Origin of the sequence: Streptomyces hydrogenans, from assembly GCF_014656075.1 — a bacterium.
GTDB classification, from domain to species: Bacteria; Actinomycetota; Actinomycetes; order Streptomycetales; family Streptomycetaceae; genus Streptomyces; species Streptomyces hydrogenans.
Window position 1 is genome coordinate 17,378 of record NZ_BNBS01000072.1, and the last position, 24,636, is coordinate 42,013.

The window sequence follows — 24,636 nt, forward strand, 5'->3', positions numbered from 1 at the left end:
TCGTGTCCCCCCTACTTGGTGGCTCCCTGGGCGAAGCCGTTGTAGATCCACCGCTGGAGCAGCAGGAAGACGATCAGCGTCGGGACGATGACGAGGATCGCGCCGGCCGAGATGGCCTCCCAGTGGGCTCCGAAGGGGCCCTTGAAGCGGAAGAGCGCGGTGGAGATCGTGCCCAGGTCCTCGGAGTGCATGTAGAGGAAGGGGATGTAGAAGTCGTTGTAGGTGGTGATCCCCTTGATGATGACGACGGTGGCGACGGCGGGCTTGAGCAGCGGGAAGATGATCTTCCGGTAGATCGTGAAGGCGTTGGCCCCGTCGAGCCGGGCCGCCTCGTCGAGGGAGACCGGGATGCCGCGGATGAACTGCAGGAAGATGTAGACCGAGACGATGTCGGTGCCCATGTAGAGCAGGATCGGCGCCCAGCGGGTGTCGATCAGGCCGAAGCCGTTGATCACCTGGAAGGTCGCCACCTGGGTGGTGACACTGGGCACGAGCGTGGCGACGAGGAAGCCGGCCATGACGAGCTTCTTGCCGCGGAAGTCGAAGCGGTCGACGGCGTAGGCGGTCATCGAGCCGATGACCACCGTGCCGCCGATCGAGAAGACCAGGATGAAGGCGGTGTTCCCGAAGGCCGTCAGCATCTTGCCGTCGTGGAACGCCGTGACGTAGTTGTCGACGTTGAACCAGTTCCCCGGCAGGGAGAGCGCGCTGCCGTCGCCGACCTCCTCCGAGGTCTTGAGCGAGGTCAGGAAGACGACCACCAGCGGGATCAGGACGACCGCGGACGCCACGAGCAGCGACAGGTAGGCCAGTGCGTTCCCCACGGGCAGCCGGCGGCGGGTGGCGCGGGGCCCCTTCACAGTGGCGGTGGTGAGGTCGGGGGAGGTCATACGAGGTCCACCTTGTCGTCGGGCACGAGCCGGCGCTGGATCCAGGTGACCAGCAGGATGATCAGGAGCAGCACCACGGCCGCGGCCGAGGCCAGGCCGGTCTTGTTGAACTGGAACGCGAGCTTGACCGTCTGGATGACGAAGGTCTGGGTGCCGGTCGCGCCGCCGGTCATGATGTAGGGGATCTCGAAGACCGACAGCGAGCCGGAGATCGCCAGGATGACGCTCAGGCTGATCACCGGTTTGATGCTGGGCGCGATGATGTGCCGGAACTGCTTCCACTTCCCCGCCCCGTCCAGCTCCGCCGCCTCGTACAGCTCGCCCGGGATGGACTGGATCGCGCCGAGGAAGAGGACGAAGTTCAGTCCGGTGAAGCGCCAGACGGAGACGCCGGCGAGGGAGACGTTCGCGGAGGTCGGGTCGCCCAGCCAGGGGTGGTCGGTGGACACGCCCAGCCAGGCGAGCACCGAGTCGAGGGTGCCGCCGTCCTGGAAGAAGTACAGGAACACGAAGCCGATCGCGACGCCGTTGATCAGGTAGGGGAAGAACAGGATCCCCTTGAAGAAGTTCCGGAACCGCAGGTTGAAGCTGAGGATCACCGCGAAGTACAGCGCGACCACGATCTGCACCACGGACGCCGCGAGGTAGTAGCCGCTGACGAAGAACACCCGGAAGAGCTCGGGCCGGGTGAAGATCCGGACGTAGTTGTCGAACCCCACGTTCTCGCGGCGCGGGCTCACGCCGTCCCAGTCGGTGAAGCTGTACGAGATCATGCTCGCGACCGGCACGTAGGTGAACGTGATCAGCAGGGCGAGCGGGACCGCCAGGAAGAGCCAGGGCGTGATCCGCCGCAGCGGGGCGTCGCGCCAGGACCGGGCCCGTGCGGTGGTGGGGCCGCGTCGGCGCCCCGGTGGACGCGGACGGCCGTGGCCCGTTCCTGTCTTCTCGTCCGTGCTGGATCGCCCTGTCATGGCGGGGCCCTCGGGTGCGGTGTCGGTGGTCTGGGTCATGTCGGCCTTTCGTGTCCGCCGGTGCGGAAGGTCCAGGGGGCCCCGGCCGGTGTCGTACGGCCGGGGCCCACTCCGCCGGTGTCAGCTGCCGGCGGTCTTCGCCGCCTCGTCCCACCTCTTGTCCAGGTCGGCGAAGAAGTCGTCCAGGCTGCCCTTCGCGACCCCGCGGGCCGTGTCGATCAGCTTCTGGCGGTAGTCCTGCTTGTTCAGGCCGATCTCGGCCGCCTCGTCGATGTCATTGACCGCCGCGGTCTTCGCCTCGGAGCGGTCGAAGAAGGTGACATCGTTGTCAACGAAGTCCTTGAGAGTGGCGGGCATGGGGGCGGACTTGACCGCGGACACGACGCCCTCCTTCTCCGCGAAGCCGGACTTCTCGGTGAACCAGTCCACCCAGGCACGCGCGGCCGGCTTGTTGTGCGAGTGGACGCTGACGGCCTGCTGGTAGTCGGAGACCAGGGCCGCGCAGTGCTTGCCGTCCTTCTGGACCGGGAAGGGCATGAAGCCGATGTCGTCCGCCGAGCCGCCGGCCCGCTTCGCCGCGTCCTGCATCTGCGTGATCGACCAGGAGCCCAGCATCATCGTGGCGATCCTGCCCTCGCCGAGGAGCGCCTTGGACGTCTCCCAGTTGGTGGTGGTCGGGTCCTTCTCCGACAGGCCCCGCTTCACGATCTCGTACAGCAGCCCGTCGGTGGCGTTCAGCTCGCTCCCCGGCTTCCACGGCGAGACCGCGCCCGCGAGGGCGTTGCCCGCCTGGGCGTCGCAGCCGACGACACCGAGGTTGTTGGTCCACTGGACCAGCGGCCAGCCGTCCTTGAAGTTGGTGTAGTACGGAGTGGCGCCGGTCTTCTCCTTGACCGCCTCCAGGCCGGCCAGGAACTCCTCCGTCGTCTTCGGCCAGGCGGTGACGCCCGCCCGCTCCCACAGCCTCTTGTTGTAGACGAAGCCGTTGGCGGTGCCGAACTGGGCGATGCCGTAGACCTTCCCGTCCACCTCGGTCTTGTCGCTGAAGCGGTACTTCGACAGTTCGGCGGTGGTGCCGAGGGGGGCGAAGAACGTGGGGTAGTCGTTCTTGGCCACGGCACCGGGGATGAAGAGCACGTCACCGTACTCGCGGGTGTTCATGCGGATCTTCACCTCGCCCTCGTAGTCGGTGATGCCGTCGAACGTGACCTTGACCTTCGGGTAGGTCTTGTTGAACTCGGCCGCGTACCTCCGGAGGGTCCCGTTCTGCACCAGGTCGGTGCGCTGGGTCAGGACCTTGATCTCGCCGGACACCTCCTTCGGGTCCGCCGGAGGAGCGGCCACCTCCCCGGTGGCACCGCCGCCCCCGCCGCCGCACGCCGACAGCGCGAGCATCACGCCGGCCAGCACAGCGCCCGAGAGCGCGGTCGTCTTCTTGTTCCCCATGGCCCAACTCCTTCAAAGTCACGGCTCAGGTCATCGGTGGGATGACGGCACTATGTCAGCCAGTCGTGAACCGGTAAAGTGCTGATTTCCCGCGTGATGCTTAATCGTTACCGGGACGGGCTGCCGTTCCCCTTCCCGGGCCCCGCAGATGCCCTGTTCCCCGCACCGCGTGAGACTTGGCTTCACCGGTTCATGGACAGTTAAGTAAAGAGGGGGCTAACTTGTCGGCCCGTACCCGCATCCCGCCCACCGCCAGGCGATTGGAGCCGCACATCATGAAGGACGTCACCCAGCTGCACGAAGGGTGGAGCCTGCGCCACGAGGGCGCACTTCTCCCGGCGCAGGTGCCCGGCTGTGTCCACACCGATCTGCTCGCCGCCGGGGTGATACCGGACCCGTTCCTCGGGCTGAACGAGACCGGGACCGCCTGGGTCGGGCGCCGGGCGTGGTCGTACGTGAGGGAACTCGACGCCGATGACGCCGGTCACGCCGCCGGCGGCGGCCACGAGCGCTCCGAGCTGGTCTTCGAGGGTCTGGACACCGCCGCGGAGGTCTTCGTCGGCGGGGAGTCGCTCGGTACGACGCGGAACATGCACCGCGTCCACCGCTTCGACGTCACGGGCCGGTCGGGGCCGTTGGAGGTGCGCTTCGACTCCGCGTACGACGAGGCCGAGCGGGTCCGGGCGCTCACCGGCGACCGGCCCAACGTCTATCCCGAACCGTTCCAGTACATCCGCAAGATGGCCTGCTCCTTCGGCTGGGACTGGGGGCCCACCGTGGTCACCGCCGGCATGTGGCGCCCGGTGCGGATCGAGCGCTGGTCGGTCGCCCGGCTCGCCGAGGTCCGCCCGCTGGTCACCGTCGACGGCACCACCGGACGGGTCGACCTCCGGATCAGGACCACCCGCACCGAGAGCGGCGCGGGCCGCCCGCTGATGATCCGCGCGACGGTGGCCGGCGCCGCCGCCGAGACGGTCTTCGAGGACGGGGAGACCGCACTGCGCCTGGAGGTGCCCGAGCCGGAGCCGTGGTGGCCGCGCGGGTACGGTTCCCAGCCGCTGTACGCCCTCGACGTCGAGCTCCTGGACGAGGACGGCACGCCGCTCGACTCCTGGTCGCGGCGGATCGGCTTCCGTACCGTCACCGTCGACCGCTCCGAGGACGCCCACGGCACCGGCTTCACCTTCGTCGTCAACGGCGTGCGGATCTTCGCCCGCGGCGTCAACTGGATCCCCGACGACGTCCTGCCCTCCCGGGTCACGCCCGAGCGCTACCGCGCCCGCCTCACCCAGGCCGCCGACGCCAACGTCGACCTGGTCAGGATCTGGGGCGGCGGGATCTACGAGGACGACGCCTTCTACGACGTCTGCGACGAGCTGGGCCTCATGGTCTGGCAGGACTTCCTCTTCGCCTGCGCCGCCTACCCCGAGGAGCAGCCGCTGCGCGGAGAGGTGGAGGCCGAGGCGCGCGACAACGTTGTCCGCCTGATGCCGCACGCCAGCCTTGTGCTCTGGAACGGCAACAACGAGAACCTGTGGGGCTTCCGCGACTGGGACTGGGAGGAGCCGCTCGCCGGCGACTCCTGGGGCGAGGGCTACTACCTCGGGATCCTCCCCCGGATCGTCGCCGAACTCGACCCCACCCGCCCCTACACCGCCGGCAGCCCCTGGTCCGGCTCCTGGGACCACCACCCCAACGACCCCCGGCACGGCACCCACCACTCGTGGGAGGTCTGGAACCGGCAGGACTACGCCGAATACCGCGCCGACGTGCCCCGCTTCTGCGCCGAGTTCGGCTGGCAGGCCCCGCCCGCGATCAGCACCCTGCGGCGCGCCCTGCCCGGCGAGGACCTCGCCCCCGACTCCCCCGGGATGCTGCACCACCAGAAGGCCGAGGACGGCAACGGCAAGCTGAACCGCGGCATCGAGCGCCACTTCGGCCTCCCCGACGGCGACTTCGACCGCTGGCACTACCTCGCCCAGGTCGTCCAGGCCCGCGCCGTCGCCGCCGGCATCGAACACTGGCGCTCCCACTGGCCGGTCTGCGCCGGCACCGTCGTCTGGCAGCTCAACGACTGCTGGCCGGTGAGCAGTTGGGCGGCCATCGACGGCGACGGACACCTCAAGCCCCTCTACCACGAACTGCGCCGCGTCTACGCCGACCGCCTCCTCGGCCTCGTCCCCGCGGAGGAGGGCCCGGTGCTGGCCCTCGACAACCAGTCCGGCACGACCTGGCGCACCACCGTCACCCTGCGCCGCGTCGCCGCCGACGGCACCGTGCTGAAGGAGGCCGCGCTGGAGCTGGAGGCGGCGGCCCGGACGGTGGTGCGGATGGTCGTCCCGGCGTCCCTCCTGCCGGCGGCCGACTCCGGCAAGGAACTGCTTGTCGCCGATGCGGACGGCCTCCGGTCGGTCCACCTGCCGGTGTGCGAGAAGGAGTTCGCGTACCCGGCGGCCGCGTACGACGTCCGGGTCGAACCGTCCGGCGACGGCGACTCGGTCGTGACCGTCACCGCCCGCACCCTCGTACGGGACCTGCTGCTCCAGGCGGACCGGCTGGCCCCGGGCGCCCGCGCCGACCGCGGCCTGGTCACCCTCCTGCCGGGCGAGGAGGTCCGGATCGCGGTGCGCGGCTGGGCGGGCGGCGACCCGGAGGACGTACGGGCGGCCCTGTTCAGCGTGGGAGCGGCGTGAGCGCCCCAGCCTCGCGCGTCCCCGGCCGGCGGGTCACGATCAACGACGTGGCCGCGCTGGCCGGGGTGTCCAAGGGGGCGGTGTCCCTCGCCTTCAACAACCGTCCGGGGGTGTCACCCACGACCCGGGAGCGCATCTTCGCGGCGGCCGGGGAACTCGGCTGGAGCCCGAACCAGACCGCGCGCAACCTCTCCGGCCGGCGGGCCGGCATCGTCGGCCTGGCGATCTGCCGGCCCGCCCGCCTCCTCGGCCTCGAACCCTTCTACATGGAGTTCATCTCCGGCATCGAGGACGTCCTCGCCGAACGCTCCTGCTCCCTCCTCCTCCGGCTCGTCCGCGACCTGGACGAGGAGACCGCCCTCTACCAGGAGTGGTGGCGCGGCAGGACCGTCGGCGGGGCGATCCTGGTCGACTTCCACCGGGACGACCCGCGGATCCCGCCCCTGAGGGCCCTCGGCATGCCCGTGGTGGCCGTCGGACACCCGTCGCTGACCGGCGGGTTCCCCTCGGTGTGGACGGACGACGCCTCGGCGGCCGCGGAGGCGGTGCGCTACCTGGCGGCGCTCGGACACCGGCGCATCGCCCGCGTCGGCGGTCCCTCCGGCCTCGGCCACAGCGGCATCCGCGCCGCCGCCTTCGAGGCGACCATGGCCGAACTGGGCCTGGACGGAGGCCGGCAGGTGGCGACCGGCTTCGTCGGGGAGGAGGGCGCCCGGGCCACCCGCGGCCTCCTCATGTCCCCGGACCGTCCGACGGCCATCGTGTACGACAACGACATCATGGCCGTGGCCGGGGCGGCCGTGGCGGCGGAGATGGGCCTCTCGGTCCCCGACGACCTCTCCCTGCTGGCCTGGGACGACTCCCAGCTGTGCCGCCTGACCCACCCACCGCTGTCGGCGATGAGCCACGACGTCCACCACTTCGGCGAGGAGGTCGCCCGAACCCTCTTCGACGTGATCGAGGGCACCCGCACCGGCACCCACCAGGTCCCCACCCCGTCCCTGACCCCACGGGGGTCGACGGGGCCGCCGGGGTCGCCGGGGCGGGTGTAGGCGGGGTCGGGGGACGGGGTTGGGGGGCCTCCCCGCAGGGGGCCTCCCCGCAGGGGCTTCCCGCAGGGGCTTCCCGCAGGGGCTTTCCGCAGGGGCTTTCCGCAGGGGCTTTCCGCAGAGGGCTTTCCGCAGGGTAGGCGGCGCCCTGATCCATTGCGTCCGTCGGGTGCGGCACGTGGGTCAGCCCTTGGCGGGGCCCCGCCGACCCGGGACGGAGCCCGGCCGGCTCACAGGCCGAAGGCGCCGCCTTCGACGAGGATGAGGAGGCCGACGGCGATGAGGACCAGGGGCAGCAGGATGTGGCCCCAGCGGGCGAGGGCCCGGGCGACGACGGGGCGGGTGGCGAAGAACCGTCCGGCGAAGCACCACACCGCGACCAGGACGAGGAACACCACCGCGTAGACGGCCATCCCGCCGGCGCCGGCGGTGGCGAAGACGGGTACGTAGACGCCGATGTTGTCGCCGCCGTTGGCGAAGGTGACCGCTGCGACCTCCAGCGGGCCGGGGCCGCCGTCCTCGGTCCGCGCCTCCTCGTCTTCGGGACCGCCGTCGCGGTGGTCCTTCCATGCCTGCCAGGCGGCCTTGAGGCCGAGCGCGAGGGGCAGCAGGCCGAGGTAGGGAAGGACCGAGGCGGGCAGGAAGGTGGCCCCGAAGGCGGCGGCCACCGCCACGGCCAGGATCGCGGCGAAGCCCAGGTACTGGCCCAGGACGACGCGCCGTGCGGAGCCCGGGTCCCCGGCGCCCTGGGAGAAGAACAGCGCCAGGATCAGGATGTCGTCGATGTTGGTGACGGCGAACAGCCCTGCGGCCTGCCCGATGATGCCCAGGTCCACGAGTAGGCGCCCTCTGGTGCGGTACGGATGATCCCGGCGACGCTACCGCGCACCCGCACCTCCCGCACGGGGCCCTCGCCCCGCGCTGCCGCCGCGTCGGTGGACGCCGACCCCCGGGAGCTGCGACGGATGCCGTCGGTGGCGAGGTCGGGGCGCTCGACGCCACGGAGAACGAAGTCCCTGTTGAGGAGGTGGACTTGGCGCCCTTACCCGGCGCGGAAGCCATCGGACCCTGCTCGGCATCCTGCACGGTGACGGACACCGAGGCGGGCGGGCCCACGCGTGGCGGTCGGACCTGCGCCGGGTCCCACTGCCCGGAGATCCGCTGCGGCTCGATTCCGGGTGGTGGGGATTAACCGAAGGAACGGTTCAGGACGCCGTCTTGACGGATCAACGCATTCTCCTGCGGATTCCTGAAAGCCGAGTTGAGGGTAGAGGGCGTGCCGATCGATAACAAGGGTTCAAACATAACCGGTTAAGTTATCGGCGGACTGCACTCCCCCTCTTCACCCCTCACGCTCCCCCCGTCACCCGAGACGCTCGGCGGTGCCCGTCGTGGCCCGGAAGGCCGTCCCGGCGCCTTCCACTCCGACCCCGGCGCCCGCGGGCACGTACACGGCCTGGCCGGGACGGATGGCGAGGGACTTCCCGGAGGAGGCGAGGGTCAGGGCCCCCGCGGTGCACAGGAGGATCTGCGGGGCGTCCAGCGTCGCGCGCCACGGGGGCACCCCGGCCCGGAGGACGTACCGCGACAGGCGGAAGTCGTCCACCGGTGCCGGATACACCTCCTCGCCCGCCTCCTCCCTGGGAGCCAGGACCCGGGCCGGCGGAGCGTCGAAACGGACGACCCTCGTCAGCTCCTCCACGTCGACGTGCTTGGAGGTCAACCCGCACCGCAGGACATTGTCGGAACTCGCCATGACCTCCACGCCGAGCCCGGAGAGGTACGCGTGCGGAACTCCGGCGCCGAGGAACAGCGCCTCCCCGGGGTTCAGTTCGACGTACCGGAGCATCAGGGCGGACAGCAGCCCGGCGTCGCCCGGATGAGCCTGCGCCATGCGGTCGTAGGCGACGACGCGCGCCTCGGCCGCCCCCTTCGCCGCCACCGCCAACGCGCGGACGACGGCGTCGAGCAGCCCCTCAGGCGGCCGGAGGAAGGCCCGGAACACCTCCGCGAGGGCCTGCCGCTCGGGCCCGGCCCGCAGGCTCTCGACGTACGGCCGCAGAGCGGGCACGTCCAGGGAGTCGAGCAGGTCGGCGGTGCCCGCCGCACCCCGAAAGCCGCACAGCCCCCGGAACGGCGTGAGGGCGACGATCATCTCCGGTTTGTGCTGGTCGTCGCGGTAGTTCCGGTGGGCCGCGTCCAGGGGCACACCCAGCGCGTTCTCCCGGGCGAAGCCGGCCTGCGCCTGGGCGAGGTCGGGATGCACCTGGAGGGAGAGCGGCGCCTCGGCCGCCAGAAGCTTGAGCAGGAACGGAAGTCGAGCCCCGAACCTGCGCGCGGTGACGGCCCCGAGCTCCCTCTCCGGATCCTCGGCGATGACCCGGTCCAGCGGCGCCAGGACGCCACCTCTCGAAATCCGGGAAGGCGCCGCCGGATGGGCGCCCATCCACAGCTCCGCCTGGGGGCTGCCGGTGGGCGGCACACCCAGGAGTTCCGGCAACAGGGTGCGGGAGCCCCAGTCGTAGGACTGGACTGTGGTGCGGAGGAGGTCCATGTTCGCTTCCCGGAGTGTGTGCGACGAAGGGGAGGGGCGGGCGGTGGCGGTCCTGGAGGCTCACGCGTCGTGCGCCTTCGGGTACGAGGAAGGCCCCCGCCCATGTCTGGCGGAGGAGGGACGTCAGGGGCGGGCGGCGAACAACGGCTTCGCCGCGGATCCGGCGCGGGTCGGACGAAAAAGGCCGGGCACGTGGAGGGGGCTCCAGCCGGCGTCCGCCGAAGGGCGGACGGCAGGCACGTGGGGACGCCTCCGCCGCGGATCCGGCTCAGGCCGGACGTGCCGGGTCGGACACGAGGGGAAGCCCCCGCCGACATCCAGGCGAAGGCCTGACACCGGAGGCGGGCACGGCGGGACGGCTCCGCCCCGGGCCCGACGCGTCAGGGGCGGACACAAGGCGAGGCTCCCGCCGACTGCCCGTCGGAGCCCGAGGACGGCAGAGGCCGGCACGAGGACCTCCCCCGCCCGGACCCGCCGGAAGAACGGACGCACGGACGGGTACGAGAGGAGGCTCCACCCGCACCCACCGCAGGACGGACGCCCGGACGGGCACGGGAAGAGCCCCCGCACCCGAGCGAAGCCCGACGTGACGTCTCGGGTTCGGGCACGAGGAACGTGTCGCGCTCGCGTCCGGCGGACAGCGGACGTCAGGTGGTGGCCGCCCGTCCCCTCGCACCCGTCCCCTCGCGGATCAGCCCGGAGGCGGCGGCGCCGGCGGCGGCCGCGCCGATCAGCCCCGCGTCGAGGGCCAGCGCGGCGGGCACGACCGGGACGCCACGGGTGAAGTCGAGGACGGCGTACGACTCCAGATGGCGCCGCAGCGGCGCGAACAGCGTCTCGCCGGCCTGGGAGACGCCGCCTCCGACCACGACCAGGTCGAGTTCGACGAGCGCGGCGGTCGCCGCGATGGCGGCGGCCAGGGCGCGACCGGCCCGGTCGAACGCGGCGAGCGCCCTCGGGTCACCGGCACGGGCGGACAGCTCGACCTCGCGAGCCGTGGCGGGCAGGCCGGCCGGAGGCGCCCACCCGGATTCCAGGGCGTGGGCCGCGATCGCCGTGCCGCTGGCGTAGCGCTCGACGCAGCCCAGGGCGCCGCAGGGGCACAGGGGGCCGTTCTGGTCGACGGTGATGTGCCCGATGTGGCCGGCGTTCCCGGTCGTTCCGGCGTGCACGGAGCCGCCCAGGACCAGGCCGCCCCCGACCCCGGTCGAGACGACCATGCACAGGACGTTCGCCACGCCCTTCGCCGCGCCGATCCAGTGTTCCGCCGCCGCCATCGCGACCGCGTCGCCGACGAGCACCGGCTCGACGCCCACCGGGACGGCGGGATGGCTCCGCACCCGATCGACCAGGGGGAACGAACGCCAGGCCGGGATGTTCACGGGGCTCACCGTGCCGGCGAAGGTGTGGACGGGCCCGGCGCTCCCGATCCCCAGGCAGGACAGCGAGGCCCACTCGGGACGGGCGGCCAGCTCGTCCACGACCGAGGTGACCGCCGCCATCATCACCTCGGCGGACTCCCGCGCGGGCGTGGGCCGCTGCGCCCGCGCCACCACGCGCCCCTCGGCGTCGACCAGCGCCCCGGCGATCTTCGTACCACCGATGTCCAGCGCTCCGTACACCATCCACCCAGCCTCTCCAGAACTTCCGAACCGTGCGGGACACCACTCTGCCGAGCGATGACAACGTTGTCCAGCGATGAACGGACCCGGTTAAGCCCCAGCCGGCGACAGGTCGGCTCCTTCGGACACCCGTTCCGTCCCGGCATCGAGGGGCGTGCCCCTGGGTGCGCGCCCCTCGACGGCGCCCCGTCCGCCCCGTCCGCTCCTTCGCGCCGGGCCCTGAGCGGGTGACATCGGCCCCTCCTGGGCCCGGCCGGCCTCCGGGGTGCCCGTACCGTCCTGCCCTCGGCCCCTTGAAGGAGACGCAGATGACGACCTGTCCGCCGCGCGTACGGTTCGCGCTCGCCGGGGCCCTCGTGCTCGCCGCGTCCGCGACCACTGCCGCCATCGTCCTCCAGGACGGCGACGTCACCGTCTCGGCCGTCTGCGTGCCGATCACGGACACCGATCGGGACAAGGCCGGCATCGCCGACCACGTGGCCGTGGTGACCGCAGGGGAGCGGTCCGGGCCCACCCGGGGCGGTGACGGCGAGCTGCGGGTCACCGTACGGGTCGAGGTCGAGGAGGTGCTGAAGGGCTCCCTGCCCGAGACCCTGCCCATCGACCAGACCCCAGGGGACGCGGCGCGCCCCGAGGTCGAGCAGCAGCCGCTCGTCCCCGGGCACCGGTACGTCCTCGGCGTTCCCGACGCGCATGCCGAGGACGGCTCGGTGGCCCCGGGTCGCTGGGCGTTCTTCGCCACCGGTGCCGACGGTGCGCGGCTCGACGCCGCGCGGAAGCGCTGGAAGGACGCCATCGCCCACCAGAACCCCCGGCGCGTTCATCCCGGCTGCGACGACACCGTGCACACGCCGTAGCCGGAGCGCGTCCGCCTCCCTCCTCGGCGACCGCGCCCCCTGCCTGCCCCCTCGACGCCCGTCGCCCCGGGCGGGGTCAGAACCAGCTCTGGTACGGAAGGCTGTTGCACGCCCAGGTGCGGAAGCCCAGGGAGCTGTCGTCGATGCAGCGCGAGGTGTGCTGGTTCTTGAAGCGGACGGTGCCGTCGTTCCAGACCGTGATCCACCAGCTCTGCTCCTGGCCGGCGTTGCAGACCGCGGTGCGGAAGCCGCTGTCGGTGTCCTCGATGCAGCGGCCGGTGTTGATGTTCCTCAACTCGCGCGTCCCGTCGCCCCAGACGCGCACGTTCCACAGCTGCGGATTCGAGCCGTTGCAGCTCCAGGTGCGGAAGCCGTTGGTGGTGTCGTCCATGCACCGGTTCGTGGACTGGTTCCGGAAGGACTGGACGGCGTCGTACGTCCCGGCCGGGCCGGCGGAGCCGGAGGTGGCGGCCAGGGCGCCGGTCGCCGGGGTGAGGGAGGCGAGGGCAAGGGCCCCGCCGAGCAGAAGCGTTGTCGCGGCGCGCATGTGATCCGTCGTCTCCTTCGCGTCCGTGCGTGTCCGTGGGTGTGCGCAGGCCGTCCGCACGTGTCCGTGGGACTGGCTGGGACACAAGCTAGGAGCCGAGGGAGGGGGCGGGGCACCCGGAACCATCCGGAGTGACAGCGGGCCCGGGTGGGGTGGTCGTGCTCGGTCGCCGCGTTCCGTTCTCCCTCCGCGGGGGACCCTTCCCGGCCGGGAGACGCCGCCGGCCCCGACGTGTCCGTACGTGTGCCGCCCTTGAGCACCACGACGGGAACACGGCGGTGCCCGCCGGGAAGGAGTCCCGGCGGGCACCGTCCGCAGGTCGGTGGGGATCACCTCCCGGGAGAGGAGCTCCTCGAACCAGTCGAACCGCTCCCCCGGCGGCAACGCCTTCGACGACACCCGCGCCCACATCCACGCCCCCAGTCCCTCGTGCTCCGGTCGGCCTCCTGGCCGATCGGCCGCCTCTGCGATGTGCGGCCACCACCCCGGTCACGGCTTGGTTCGCACCGGCGCGCCGCACGCGCCCGCCTCCCCCGGTGGCTCGGCCCCCGGCCACCCGGCACCGAGGAAGCGAGGCCCGCGCACTCCGACGTCACCAGGGCACGGTGCCCGCGTCGTCGAAGAACCCGCCGGTCGGGCCGTCGTCGGGGAGGGTGGCCAGCCTGATGGCGATCGCCGCGCCCTGTCCGGGGGTGCGCACGCCGCGGAAGCCGTTGAGGTCGGTCGCGACGTAGCCGGGGCAGCCCGCGTTGATCAGGACCTTCGTGCCGCTCAGTTCGCGGGCGTACTGGAGGGTGACGGCGTTCAGGAACGTCTTCGAGGGCGCGTACGCCACCGCCACCGGGCCCGCCGTCCGCTCGGCGTCAGGGGCCGACTGCCGGGCGAGGGAGCCGACGCTGCTGGACATGTTCACGATCCTCGGCGCGGCGGAGCGCCTCAGCAGCGGCAGCATCGCGTTGGTGACGCGGATGACGCCGATCACGTTGGTCTCCACGACCGCGCGGACCGTGGCGGGGTCGGTGAGAGTGGGCTCCTGAGGCATGTCGCCCGCGACGGCGGCGTTGTTGACGAGGACGTCGAGGCGCCCGGCCCGCTCCTCGACCAGGCGGGCGGCGGCGGCCACGCTCGCGTCGTCGGTCACGTCCAGCGGTACGCCGAACGCGTCGACGCCGGCGGCCCGCAGCTTCTCCACCGCGTCCTCCCGGCGCCGGGCGTCGCGGGCGCCGACGCCGACGCTCCAGCCGAGGGCGCCCAGGCCCGCGGCGATCTCGTGGCCGATCCCCTTGTTCGCGCCGGTGACCAGCGCGATCGTTCGTTCCGTCATGCGGATCATGCTGCCGCCGGACGCCGCCGGGCGTCCAAGACCGGTTGGGTGGGCGCCGATACCTCTGGGGTATCGATCCGGAGTAGCGTGGCCGGATGGAGACCCGGGAACTGCGCTACTTCGTCGCCGTCGCCGAGGAGTTGCACTTCGGGCGGGCCGCGCAGCGCCTCGGGATCGCGCAGCCGCCGCTGTCGCGGGCGATCCGTCAGCTCGAACGCCGCCTCGGGGCCACGCTGTTGGACCGGAGCGGCCGCGTCGTCGCGCTGACCGCGGCCGGCTCGGTGCTGCTGGCCGAGGGCCCGGCGGCCCTGGACGCGGTCGACGCCGCCGAGCGCCGTACCCGCCGCGCCGCCCTTGCCGCGGCCGGCCGACCCGGCGTCGTCCTGGTCACCAAGGCCGGCGCGTCCAGCGACCTGCTGGCGCGGCTCCTCGACGCGTACGCCGCCGAACCCGGCGCGGTCCCCGTCGACGTCATCCTGTGCGGCCCGGCCGAGCAGGCGCGGCTCCTGCGCGAGGGCCGGGCCGATGTGGCGCTGCTGCACCGGCCGTTCGACTCGACGGCCGGGCTGCACACCGAGGAGCTCGGCACGGAGGGCCAGGTGGCGGTCCTGCCCGCCGGCCATCCGCTCACCGCCCGGGCCCACGTGTCGATGGCCGACCTCGCCGGGCTGCCGGGCCTGCCCCTGCCCCGCTGGCCCGACCCCGACGGCACCTACCCGCCCGGCCCCGGGCCGCGGGTCCGCGACCACGCGCAGTTGCTGCAGCTCGTGGCGCTCGGCCGGGCCTGCGCGGTCTCCCCGGCCTCCTCCCGGACCCGCCTGCACGGCGACCTGGCCGCCGTGCCCGTGCTGGACGCGCCGCCCGTCACCACCGTGATCGCCTGGCCCCCGCACAGCCGGTCCCGAGCCGTCGCCGACCTCGTCCGCACGGCGACCCGACTCCCGTAGATCCGCCGCGCCGGGTTCCCGTAGGTCTGCCGCACCGGGGGTGACGTGGATGCCGGGCCCTACGCCGTTCTCGATGCTCGAAGTCACCAAAGGCCCCATGGCCCGTCGGCGCGTACCGCTCCACCGTTGCGCTCCCCCGCCCTGGGCGCACTCCCGTGAACGCCCGTCCGACCCGTCGCGAGACGACCGGATACAGTGCGCGAGACAGCGGCCCGGTCGGGGAGGCAAGCGTGACCGACACCAGCGACACCCATCCCGTCGAGGACCCAGCGGACGCGCGGCGGCAGAGCCGGCTGCAGCGCCTGATGCGTTACGTCCCCCTGATCGCCCCGGTCCTCCTGTTCGCCGTGCCCTGCTGGGTGCTCCTGTACGGCGGCCAGAACTGGCCGCTGCCCGCCACCCTGCTCGGCACCGCCCTGTTCGTCCTCGGGCTCGTCGGGATGCCGTTCGCGATGGCGCGCGGCCACGGACGGCGTCAGCAGGACCGGGCGGCGATCATCGGCGACACCCTGCTGGGCGCGAGCTGGGTCCTGTTCACCTGGTCCGTCCTGCTCGGCGTCGTCCTGCGGCTCGTCCTGACGGCGGCCGGCGTCGGCGAGAGCCAGGACCGGGCCCGGATCGTCGCCTGGGCCGTCCTCGGCGTCACCGCCGTGCTGCTCGGCTGGGGGTACGCCGAGGCGCGCCGCGTGCCCCGCGTGCGCCGGGTCGAGGTGCGACTCCCACGGCTGGGTCCCGGCCTGGACGGCTTCCGCGTCGTCCTCGTCACCGACACCCACTACGGCCCGCTGGACCGAGCCCGCTGGTCGGCACGGGTGTGCGAGACGGTGAACGCCTTGGAGGCCGATCTGGTCTGCCACACCGGTGACATCGCGGACGGCACGGCCGAACGCCGCCGCGCCCAGGCCGCACCGCTCGGTACCGTGCGGGCGACCCGGGCCCGGGTGTACGTCACCGGCAACCACGAGTACTACAGCGAGGCCCAGGGCTGGGTCGACCTGATGGACGAGCTGGGCTGGCAGCCGCTCCGCAACCGCCACCTGCTGCTCGAAAACGGAGGCGACACCCTCGTGGTCGCCGGCGTGGACGACGTCACCGCCGAGTCCTCCGGTCTCGCGGGCCACCGCGCCCACCTCGCCGGAGCCCTGAACGGCACCGACCCCGACCTGCCCGTGCTGCTCCTGGCGCACCAGCCCAAGTTCGTCGATCAGGCGGCGGCCGCCGGCATCGACCTCCAGCTCTCCGGCCACACCCACGGCGGCCAGATCTGGCCCTTCCACCACCTGGTCCGCATCGACCAGCCCGCCCTCGCCGGCCTGAGCCGCCACGGCGTGCGCACCCTGCTCTACACCAGCCGCGGCACCGGTTTCTGGGGCCCGCCGTTCCGCGTCTTCGCCCCCAGCGAGATCACCCTGCTCGTCCTCCGCTCCCCGCAGCCGCCCACCTGCCCGTAGCGCGGAACGGGCCGGACCGTCCGACGGGACGGAGCGGGCCGTAGGACCCGCGCCCCGGAGAGAGCGGAGGAGCCGGTGCCCGCCGCCGCGGCACCGACGCCCTACGAAGGCTCCCTCCGGGACGGGCGGTCCGTCACGCGCACCCCGCGGTCCTCGCCCGACGTCACCGGTCGCCGGCCAGGTCGAGATCGTGCTCGGGTGTCTCGGCCAAGGGCTGCGCCGGCTCCGGGCGGCGCCACGGGTGGGCGAGGGGCCGGGACACCCCCTGCCACCAGGCGTCCACGGGGAGCTTCCCCGCGGGTTCGAACGGCTGGCCGGGGCGGGGCAGCGCCACCGCCTGGCCGGCCGCCGCCGCGGCGTCGCGCGTCCACTCGCCGGGCTCCGCCCACGGGTGCGGGGCGAGGTTGAAGGTGCCCCAGTGGATCGGCAGCAGCACGCCGGCCGGGCCGCCGCCCTGGAGGTCGAGGTGGGCGCGGACGCCCTCCTCGGGGGTCATGTGGATGTCGGGCCAAAAGCCGTTCTTGATTCTTGGAGTCAACAGAAGCCCAAAAGCCCGCCACTCCGCGTCTTCACCCCTAGCGAGATCACCCTGCTCGCCCCCGGTACGTGCCGGGGACGCAGTCACTTCCAGGATTCGCTGGGGATCCCATCCGCGTCCAGTCCATGGGGCCACCGCGCCTCGAGCTCCAGGCGGAAGAGCCATGAGCGGCCGGTGTCTGCTACCTCGCGGTAGAGCGCTTCCACGTCCTGCGAGTTCCCCTGTGCTTCCTGGCGCGAAATGAGGACGCGCAGAGCCTCGGCACTCCCGGCGTCGGCTGCCGCACGGTACAGCTCAGCGGCTTCGCTGTGCCGGCCCGCCTTCTCGCACAATGCCGCATGGTCCATCAAGGCGTAGCTGTCACCGGCTTCTGCGGCCTTGCGGTACATCGACACAGCACGCTTCTCGTCGCCGTTCCACTCTCGCCACCGAGCCAGGGCACGCAGACCGTCAGGTGAGCCAACGACTTCGGTGGCCCGCCGAGAGACGGCCTCTGCACCAGCTCGGTCCCCGGTCTCGTCCAGCCACCGCGCAAGATCACGCAGGGCGTAGGGGTATCCGGCGTCGGCAGCCTGGCGGAAAAGGATCTCGGCGCTTGCGACGTCCCCCGCTTTCGCCCTCAACACCGCCAAGTTGCACAAGGTTTGGGGGCGGCCGGCTGCGGCACTTTGTCGTGCCAGTTCCTCTGCGCTCAGGTGGTTGCCCGACCGTTCCTGCAAGAGGACCAGGACCCACAGGGCGTCGGCGTCCCCAGCATCTACGGCTAGCCGGAGGAGATCTTCGGCGCCCTTCGTGTCCCCGGCCCGCAACCGCAACACTGCCTGGCTGCACGGGGATACAGGGCGGCCCTCTTCGACGGCCTGTTGAGCAGGCACCGTGTTCGGGTGGGAACCGTCGGCTCGCTGATCGTCGTCGGCGCCGGCCTGGGCGAGGGCCTCGGCACTCGCCGATTCGTCCAAGTCCGCCCGCTGCTCATCCAGTAGGCGCGGCGCATCCACGTATCCGGCGTCGGCAAGTTGTTGCACCAGGGCGTCGGCGTTCGCACTCTCCCCATTCCTCTCGCGCTGTTCCACCATCAACCACAGTGCCCCGGGATGGCCAGCTTCGGCGAGCTGTCGCGCGAGGGCCTCGGCTCCTGTCCGGTCGCCTGCTTTGTCCCGCCGCTTTGCCAGCAAGCGCAGAGGTTTGGGATACCCGGCTTCCGCGGCCCGGCGTGCCAGAGTCACGGCGACCTGATGCTGTCCCGCTTCCTCTTTTAGGAGCGCCAGAACCCCCAAAGACCTGATGTGCCCTGCATCGGCAGCCTGCTGAAAGAGTTGCTCGGCGCCTGACGCATCCCCGGACTTGCTTCGGGCGATTCCGGATGCGAAGAGAACGTCCGAGGCGTCGTTGGTATTTTCCTCTTCGGGAAGCTCGCTGTTGTCGCCGCGTATTTCAGAAACGGGAGACTCGGAATTGATGGCGCGTTGATGCAAGTGATGGCCCCATTCGAGTCGGTATCGGTCTTTTGCGGCCTTGGACAGGCTCATCAAGTCATCGGTGCGGGAAATGTGAGTGTGGGCCGCATTCCAAAACGAGGCAGGCGGGCACAAGCGGTGTCGAGTCTTCAGGCCGTGCTGTTCAAGGTAGTCAGCGAGGCGTAAGGCCTGCCCAGCTTCCTCCTCTACAGGCAGAGTGCGTCGGCTGCCGGGCGGACGACTCTTCGGGCGGGACGCCGCAGGGCGCAGTGGCGCATGCTTGCCGTGAACCGGCTCCGCGAGTTCAGAGAACGCCTGTTGTTCCCAGCCAGCCAGTTGTTGAATCGAGTCGTAATCGTCGTCGCTGAGATAGTCGATCGCGGCGTCGGTCAGGAACTTCTGCGGCAAGTGGAGGCCGACGCCAAGGCGACGGGCGTCCATAGCTGCCTCCAGCACGGCCTTGGCACCGGGGCTTGCGGTCCGATAGCGATGGAGGAGTTCCGGGGCGCCGGCAAGGTCCTGGGCCACCCGCCCACTGTTGCGTGATCGGGTGAGCGAGTCGGCCAGCAGAGAATCCCCTGCCTCCGCAAGTTTACTCGCGTCCTTGAGCGCCTTTTCGTCGAAGGAGTCCGGGACCGTGACCAGTCGGCCGGCGAGAATCTCCCGCACTTGACTGTGCGGGTCCGGCGATCCGGGGGCTTGCGGAGCCGTGTACCGGCGCGCGTGCTCCGGCCACAGTGTTCCCAGTACGAGAACCGGCCCGCGCTCGGGGGTGGTGAGCAGCGCGTGGACGGCGGCCGCAATCGGCTCGCCCTGGGTGGGGTCGCCAAGATAATGCTGGGCCTCGTTCAGCCACACGACCGTCCTCGGCCCCACCTGGGCAAGCGCATCACGCGCAGCTTCCGCCCGCGTCGGGTTGAACGGATGCCACAGCTGCCACTCCTTCGCCGCCAGGGGCTGCACAGCCTCCCAACACGCTCGGGTCTTGCCCGTCGAGGACGCGCCGACGAGCACCATCATCCGGCTGTGGCCGTTCATGGCCGCGTTGACGGCGCCTGCCAACATCCGGTCGTGGGCACGAGAGACGTAGCCGGAGAGCGCGGGCACGTGGCGGTCATCCGTTTCGGGACCGGCCGGGTGGACTTCAAGGTCGTGCGGATTCCAGTCCCGGATCGGTTTGCCCAGCGCATGGCCCGGCTCCTGAGGCTCACGCGTTTCCCCGGCAGCCGTGCGGCGCAGGTCCAACAGCTCGGTTAGCGGCAGATCCAGGGCCAGGGCGAGAGCCGCGACTGTGTCGGCCGAGGGCACCGGTGCGTTGGCGTTGAATGCTTGCTGGACCGTAGTGCGTCCCAGCCCTGTCCGGGCCGCAAGCTGAACCTTCGTCAGGCGAGCGCGCGCCAAGCCATTGGCCAGACGCCTGCGCATCTCGGCGAGCGCGGCATCGCGCTCTCGACTTCTGTCCCCCACCCGCCGTGTCCCTTCGCCCCGCTTGTTCGACATTGTTCATCATCCACCGCCTGAACCACGGCGAACATCTCCTCCGCGACCTTCGGACACGTCAATGCCCCTCCGTTCTCCGGGAGCTGCGCTCATGTCCAGCCTTTTCGTCGTGCTGCTCGTCACCGCACTGGTCCTTATCCTTGCCCTGCTGACTGCTGTCGGCGCGGGCAAACTCGCCCGTCTTGATGGCGCCTCGTACCCTGCTGCTTTGACCCGGGCCGCCGTTGCCTTCGCCGGCACGCTGACGCTCGCGGCCGCAATCACCGCAGCGCTGTCCGTGGTGCTGTGAAACCCGGCCGCCGCCGTGTGCCGTCGGTCTTCACGGTCGACGGCCACCCCTACGCGGCCCGGATGCGGACCGGCGTCGACCCCATTTCAAACCCGCTGGACCCTGCGCTGAGAACTGCCCTGAACGCCTTCGACATCACCTTCGACGGCCGGCTCTCCGCAGCCCGTCAGTAACCCCAACCACCCTCGTTACACCGTTCGATTGACAGACCCGCTCCGGGCCCAACGGAACCGGGCGTCCGCTGATTTGGCTGTCCCCGCTCGTCGAGTCCGGGTCGTACGGGACAATCGCCCGGCGGGCACGGCGCCCGGGCAGGCACGACGCACGGGCGGGACGATGCAAGAGGTACGGGAACTGCTGGCCGAGTACGGCCAGGTCCACAGCGACGAGCTGCCGGAGGCGGACCGCCACCGGCTCCTGGTCGACGTGGTGGCGGCGCTGATCCGGCGTACCGATCCCGATGCGACGCTCGTCTACCGCTCGCCCTACGAGCCGGCCGTGTTCTTCGAGCTCGACGGACGCGACTACGCGATCACGGTAACGACCGCAGTGGGAGAGGAGGCAGCGACCGCGGCCCGCGTCGCGGTGACCGCCCGAGAGCGAGAACTCGGGGCGGGAGTGCGATGGGTCCTGATTTGCGCGAGGGCCGCAGGCCAGGAGATCGGAGCCGAGGTCAGCGCCGTCCTGCGGACGCAGGGCGTCCTCCTGGACCGGAACCATCTCGAGGCCGCCGTCTGCGACCTCGCCCCGCTCACCGCCTTGATCCGCTCGGCCTTCCGGCCGCCACGGCCACCGCACACCCCGCTGCACGAGCTCCTGCTGCACGAGCCCGCAGAGCCTGCCCCCGTGCTGGCCCTGGCGGCCCGCCCGTCCGGAACGTCGAGCGTGCCGTCCCGGACGCCGGAGGGGATCGACCTCTGCGTCGTCCTGACCGGCGAGTACTGGCCGGTGCGCCCGTCCGGGATGGCCTGGGAGTCCGCCGAGCGCGCGCTGATCACCACCGAGGTGGGTGTCGCGGAAGTGGACCTGCAGCGGGGCGGGACCAGATGGCGGCTGCCCCTGCCCGGCGTCCACGGCGATGCGGCGGTGCCGGCGGACGGCTCGGTGTGGGTGCTGTGCGGGCCGGCCGTGGTGAGATGGCGCGACGGCGAGCTGCGGGCGGTCGGCGGCGGATTCGAGGCGAACGCCAGCCTGCTGCTCGGCCCCGACTCCAGCGTGTGGGTCCTGTCCGGGTCCGGAGCGACGCTCGGCACCCGAACCGGCTCGACCCTGGCGCTCACGCGGCTCGACGAGCAGGTGGGCGACCAGCAGCGCTTCGCCCTCGACTTCGACGCGGCGGTCCGCTCGGCCGCCTGGCTCGGCGAGCGTCGCTTCCTCCTCGCCGCCGGCGGACACAGCGCCGTCGTCGACCTCGCCGTCAGCACCAGCGCCGGAACACGTGAGGACTGGATGCTCACTCCGGTGTCCTACCCGGGACATCTCGCGCGCAGCGGCGGCGACACCGTGCTGGCGGCAGGACGGGCTGGCTCCGGCGTCGGCGTGGAACTGCACGCCCTCGACACGGCCGGCCGCACCAGCGACCCGGTCGCCGAGGTACAGCTCGGCGACGTCCTCGGGCTCGTTCAGAACCCGGCAGGCGGCCCCGCGTACCTGCTGGGGGTGCGGGCGACGAACGACACCGACGCCGTCCACCCCGTACTGGTAAAGGTCACCGGTCACGCGGCCGCCGCCTCGTCGGCTGGCCCGGACCCCGAGCCGCCGTCCGCCGACGCCTACGCCGAGGTGCGCCGCCTGGCCGCCGGCGTCAGGAGCGACTACGCGCTGGAGAAGTTCCCGCTGCCGGACGGCAACGGCGGCATGGGCATCGTCCACGAGGCCGTGCACAAGGCGACCCGGACCGTTGTCGCCTTCAAGAAGCCCCGTTCGCTGCGCGAGAACCTGACCGCGCGGATGCTACGCGAGATCGAGGTGGCGCAGAAGCTCGGCACCAACCGCCACGTGATGCCGGTCCTCGACTTCAGCCCACGCGCCGAGTGGTTCGTCATGCCGATGGCCCAGAACACCGCCGAACGCCTGCAGCCTGAGCTGCAGCGCGACCCGACCGCCCTGCGGGCCCTGGTCGACGCGGTCGCCTCCGCCCTGGCCGACGCCCACCACATGGACTACCTGCACCGCGACATCAAGCCCGCCAACATCCTGTTCCTCGACGACCGCTGGGTCCTCGGAGACTGGGGCATCGTGCGCCGTCCCCGCGGACAGACCACCAACCCCAACCGCACCGGCACCAAGATCGGAACCATCGAGTTCGGCGCCCCCGAGCTGTCTGTCGACCCGCACAATGCCTCGCCCGCCAGCGACATCTACAGCCTGGGCAAGGTCATCGGCTGGCTGCTCACCGGCCTTACCCCGGAGGTGAACGTGCCGCTGCTGCCCCCCGGGCCCTGGCGAGGTGTCGTCCGCAGGTGCACCTACCGCGACCCGCGACAGCGGCCGCAGACGATCGCCGACTTCCTCGACCTGGTCGAGCAGGAGACCACACCGCAGATCGGCCTGCCCGTCGCACGGGCCCACCAACTTCTGGCGGCCGCCCAGGACGGGGACACCGACGCCGCCCGCCGGCTGCTGGCCCTGGTCGCCGACCACAACGGCGACTACGAGCTCTACCTGGACGTCCTGCCCGGCCTGGACATGGAGACGATTGCCCCGCTCCTGCTGGACCACCCCGAGCAGACCCGCACCCTGGTGGAGGCAATGACCGGGCACGTCCAGGGCGACGGAACCGGCTGGCCGCACTACAACGAATGCAAGCGGGCCATCGCCTGGCTTCGCGGCGTCGCCCGCCGCGCCGCCGAGGACCAGCAGTGGGACCTCTTGGAAGAGGCCGCCCGTGGCATGTGCACCTGGGACGAGGCCTCCAACGAGTTCGACCAGCAGATCGAGAACCGCAAATGGCTGCGCAGACTGCGCGGCCAAGCCGCCCGGATCGTCGCCGGCGTACTGCGAGACCACCCCGACAGCGCCCGCTCGTACTACGAACTCGCGGGCGAACGCGCCGTGGACATGGCCATCCGCAACGCCGTCAACCAGGCGATTGGCTACTGACCACACCCCCACGCGGCCGGACCCTCACCCTGACCATCGCCGCTTGCCTGTACACACTGATCGGTCTGACCGGCCCCGCACTGCTCAACGGCCTCCTGCGGCAACTGCTGCGCGAGAAGGAGGGCCGGAACGGCGAGCCTTCGGCGTGTGTGATCGACGCGCAGAGCGTCAAGACCTCCACCAGCGTTCCGGCCTCGAGCCAGGGCATCGATGCCGGCAAGAAGATCGTCGGTCGGAAGCGGAGCATCGTCACTGACACGCTCGGACTCCTCCTCGCCGTACTGGTCACCGCGGCAGGCGTGCAGGACTCGGTGGCCGGCACCACGCTGCTCGACCAGGTCGCCGCCGACCACCCCCGGGTCCGCAAGGTGTGGGTCGACGGCGGCTACCGACAGCACCTCGTCGAGCATGCCGCCACCCTCGGCATCAACATGGAGATCACCACCCGCAAGCCCGGGACCAGGGGTTTCACTCCGATCCCGAAGCGGTGGACGGTGAAAAGGACCTACGGCTGGCTCATGCTCCACCGGCGCCTGGCCCGCGACTACGAAACCCTGCCCACCCGCTCCGAAGCCATGATCCACCTCGCGATGACCGGCCTCACGGCCCGCCGCCTCACCAGCGAGAACACCATCTCCTGGCGCGACCCGAAGAACACCACAGAACACCCCATCAAGGGATGAAAAATCGGGCGAAAACGACCTCTACCAAAGGCGTTGGACGTGTCGGTGGGTGATGAGGCAGGTGGCGAGGCCGAGGAAGGCTTCGTGGATGTCGTCGCGTCGTTCCCAGCGAACGCGCAGACGCCGGAAGCCACGACCGCAGGGGCCTCCAAGCCCGGAGAGAGCGCTGTCGGCCCCTGAAGGCTTGCGACCTCACGCCCATGGGACGGGCTCGGTCTCACCGACCCACCTGTTGGTCCTGGAGAGGTCCTGGTAGGAGCCGCGATAGCCGATCGAGCGGAGCACCAACAGCGCGAGGTAGTGGCGGGTCAGGAGCCAGGCGTCGGTGACCAGTCCTTTGACCCCGTAGACGGGCTCTTGTGTCTCCTTGGGATGCACAAGAGGGTCTGATGCAGCGTTGGGTGACAGGTTTAGTCACGCGGCCTGTAGGGCCGGTGTGGTCATGACGGTCTCGTATTCGACGGGGGTCAGCCGGCCGAGGGCGGCTTGTCTGCGGCGTCGGTGGTAGGTCCGTTCGATCCAGGTCACGATCGCGATCCGCAGTTCCTCGCGGGTGGACCAGGTGCGTCGGTCGAGGACGTTCTTCTGCAGCAGGCTGAAGAAGGACTCCATGGCCGCGTTGTCGCCGGCCGCCCCGACTCTTCCTATGGAGCCGACCATCTGGTGGCGGCCGAGGGCCCGGACGAGTTTCCGGGAGCGAAATTGCGATCCTCTGT

18 protein-coding genes and 3 pseudogenes are annotated in these 24,636 nt (G+C 71.4%); 8 read left to right on the forward strand and 13 right to left on the reverse strand.

Features of this window, described 5'->3' with window-relative positions; translation table 11 throughout:
- Positions 1–11: 11 nt before the first annotated feature.
- From IE321_RS26420 to IE321_RS26430, 3 genes are all read right to left on the reverse strand, one after another.
- Positions 12–890, reverse strand: coding sequence for a carbohydrate ABC transporter permease (locus tag IE321_RS26420; protein ID WP_190224789.1), 879 nt, complete (start codon positions 888–890; stop codon positions 12–14).
- A complete protein-coding gene (locus IE321_RS26425) occupies positions 887–1,861 on the reverse strand; it encodes a carbohydrate ABC transporter permease (RefSeq protein ID WP_372470302.1) in 975 nt (324 codons plus the stop codon). The genes IE321_RS26420 and IE321_RS26425 overlap by 4 nt, the downstream gene beginning before the upstream one ends.
- A 120-nt stretch (positions 1,862–1,981) precedes the next feature.
- The gene (locus tag IE321_RS26430; RefSeq protein WP_190224791.1) at positions 1,982–3,307 is read right to left on the reverse strand and encodes an ABC transporter substrate-binding protein; all 1,326 of its coding nucleotides are present in this window, start codon (positions 3,305–3,307) and stop codon (positions 1,982–1,984) included.
- 275 nt (positions 3,308–3,582) lie between these two features.
- Between IE321_RS26430 and IE321_RS26435 the strand changes: the two genes are divergently transcribed.
- Both IE321_RS26435 and IE321_RS26440 read left to right on the forward strand, forming a co-directional pair.
- Positions 3,583–6,000: a glycoside hydrolase family 2 protein gene (locus IE321_RS26435; protein WP_190224792.1), complete on the forward strand. Its 2,418-nt coding sequence runs from the start codon at positions 3,583–3,585 to the stop codon at positions 5,998–6,000.
- A complete protein-coding gene (locus IE321_RS26440) occupies positions 5,997–7,052 on the forward strand; it encodes a LacI family DNA-binding transcriptional regulator (protein WP_043231415.1) in 1,056 nt (351 codons plus the stop codon). The genes IE321_RS26435 and IE321_RS26440 overlap by 4 nt, the downstream gene beginning before the upstream one ends.
- A gap of 227 nt (positions 7,053–7,279) precedes the next feature.
- Here the strand turns inward: IE321_RS26440 and IE321_RS26445 are convergent, their stop codons facing one another.
- The 3 genes from IE321_RS26445 to IE321_RS26455 form a co-directional block, all read right to left on the reverse strand.
- Positions 7,280–7,885, reverse strand: coding sequence for a cadmium resistance transporter (locus IE321_RS26445; RefSeq protein ID WP_190224793.1), 606 nt, complete (start codon positions 7,883–7,885; stop codon positions 7,280–7,282).
- A gap of 527 nt (positions 7,886–8,412) precedes the next feature.
- A complete protein-coding gene (gene manA / locus IE321_RS26450) occupies positions 8,413–9,603 on the reverse strand; it encodes a mannose-6-phosphate isomerase, class I (RefSeq protein ID WP_190224794.1) in 1,191 nt (396 codons plus the stop codon).
- Between the two features lie 647 nt (positions 9,604–10,250).
- Positions 10,251–11,228 (reverse strand): ROK family protein, encoded by a 978-nt coding sequence (locus tag IE321_RS26455; RefSeq protein ID WP_190224795.1) that lies wholly within the window; start codon positions 11,226–11,228, stop codon positions 10,251–10,253.
- 305 nt (positions 11,229–11,533) lie between these two features.
- Between IE321_RS26455 and IE321_RS26460 the strand changes: the two genes are divergently transcribed.
- Positions 11,534–12,082, forward strand: a complete 549-nt coding sequence (locus tag IE321_RS26460) for a hypothetical protein (protein ID WP_190224796.1) — start codon at positions 11,534–11,536, stop codon at positions 12,080–12,082.
- Positions 12,083–12,158: 76 nt separating this feature from the next.
- On the opposite strand, the gene IE321_RS26465 is transcribed toward IE321_RS26460, so the two are convergent.
- Both IE321_RS26465 and IE321_RS26470 read right to left on the reverse strand, forming a co-directional pair.
- Positions 12,159–12,629 (reverse strand): RICIN domain-containing protein, encoded by a 471-nt coding sequence (locus IE321_RS26465; RefSeq protein ID WP_051842850.1) that lies wholly within the window; start codon positions 12,627–12,629, stop codon positions 12,159–12,161.
- A 592-nt stretch (positions 12,630–13,221) separates the two neighbouring features.
- The gene (locus IE321_RS26470; protein WP_190224797.1) at positions 13,222–13,953 is read right to left on the reverse strand and encodes an SDR family oxidoreductase; all 732 of its coding nucleotides are present in this window, start codon (positions 13,951–13,953) and stop codon (positions 13,222–13,224) included.
- A 95-nt stretch (positions 13,954–14,048) separates the two neighbouring features.
- Between IE321_RS26470 and IE321_RS26475 the strand changes: the two genes are divergently transcribed.
- Both IE321_RS26475 and IE321_RS26480 read left to right on the forward strand, forming a co-directional pair.
- Entirely contained in the window at positions 14,049–14,900 is an 852-nt protein-coding gene (locus IE321_RS26475) for a LysR family transcriptional regulator (RefSeq protein ID WP_190224798.1), read from the forward strand.
- A 230-nt stretch (positions 14,901–15,130) separates the two neighbouring features.
- Positions 15,131–16,351, forward strand: a complete 1,221-nt coding sequence (locus IE321_RS26480; protein ID WP_190224799.1) for a metallophosphoesterase — start codon at positions 15,131–15,133, stop codon at positions 16,349–16,351.
- A 163-nt stretch (positions 16,352–16,514) separates the two neighbouring features.
- Here the strand turns inward: IE321_RS26480 and IE321_RS26485 are convergent.
- A pseudogene (locus IE321_RS26485) lies at positions 16,515–16,865 on the reverse strand (MBL fold metallo-hydrolase); the annotation flags it as partial.
- Between the two features lie 107 nt (positions 16,866–16,972).
- The gene (locus IE321_RS26490) at positions 16,973–19,846 is read right to left on the reverse strand and encodes an SEL1-like repeat protein (protein WP_190224800.1); all 2,874 of its coding nucleotides are present in this window, start codon (positions 19,844–19,846) and stop codon (positions 16,973–16,975) included.
- 91 nt (positions 19,847–19,937) lie between these two features.
- Here IE321_RS26490 and IE321_RS26495 point away from each other — a divergent pair, with 91 nt between their 5' ends.
- From IE321_RS26495 to IE321_RS26505, 3 genes and pseudogenes are all read left to right on the forward strand, one after another.
- Positions 19,938–20,135 carry a hypothetical protein gene (locus IE321_RS26495; RefSeq protein ID WP_190224801.1) on the forward strand — a complete coding sequence of 66 codons (198 nt, stop codon included), beginning with the start codon at positions 19,938–19,940 and terminating at the stop codon, positions 20,133–20,135.
- Between the two features lie 336 nt (positions 20,136–20,471).
- Entirely contained in the window at positions 20,472–23,237 is a 2,766-nt protein-coding gene (locus IE321_RS26500; RefSeq protein WP_190224802.1) for a serine/threonine-protein kinase, read from the forward strand.
- Between the two features lie 83 nt (positions 23,238–23,320).
- Positions 23,321–23,920, forward strand: a pseudogene (locus IE321_RS26505) (transposase); the annotation flags it as partial.
- 21 nt (positions 23,921–23,941) lie between these two features.
- Here the strand turns inward: IE321_RS26505 and IE321_RS43235 are convergent.
- From IE321_RS43235 to IE321_RS26520, 3 genes and pseudogenes are all read right to left on the reverse strand, one after another.
- Positions 23,942–24,052 (reverse strand): annotated as a pseudogene (locus IE321_RS43235) (IS5/IS1182 family transposase); the annotation flags it as partial.
- Positions 24,053–24,112: 60 nt separating this feature from the next.
- The gene (locus IE321_RS26515) at positions 24,113–24,298 is read right to left on the reverse strand and encodes a hypothetical protein (RefSeq protein WP_190224803.1); all 186 of its coding nucleotides are present in this window, start codon (positions 24,296–24,298) and stop codon (positions 24,113–24,115) included.
- A 36-nt stretch (positions 24,299–24,334) separates the two neighbouring features.
- A partial coding sequence (locus IE321_RS26520) for an integrase core domain-containing protein (protein WP_190224804.1) occupies positions 24,335–24,636 on the reverse strand: 302 nt, incomplete at its 5' end.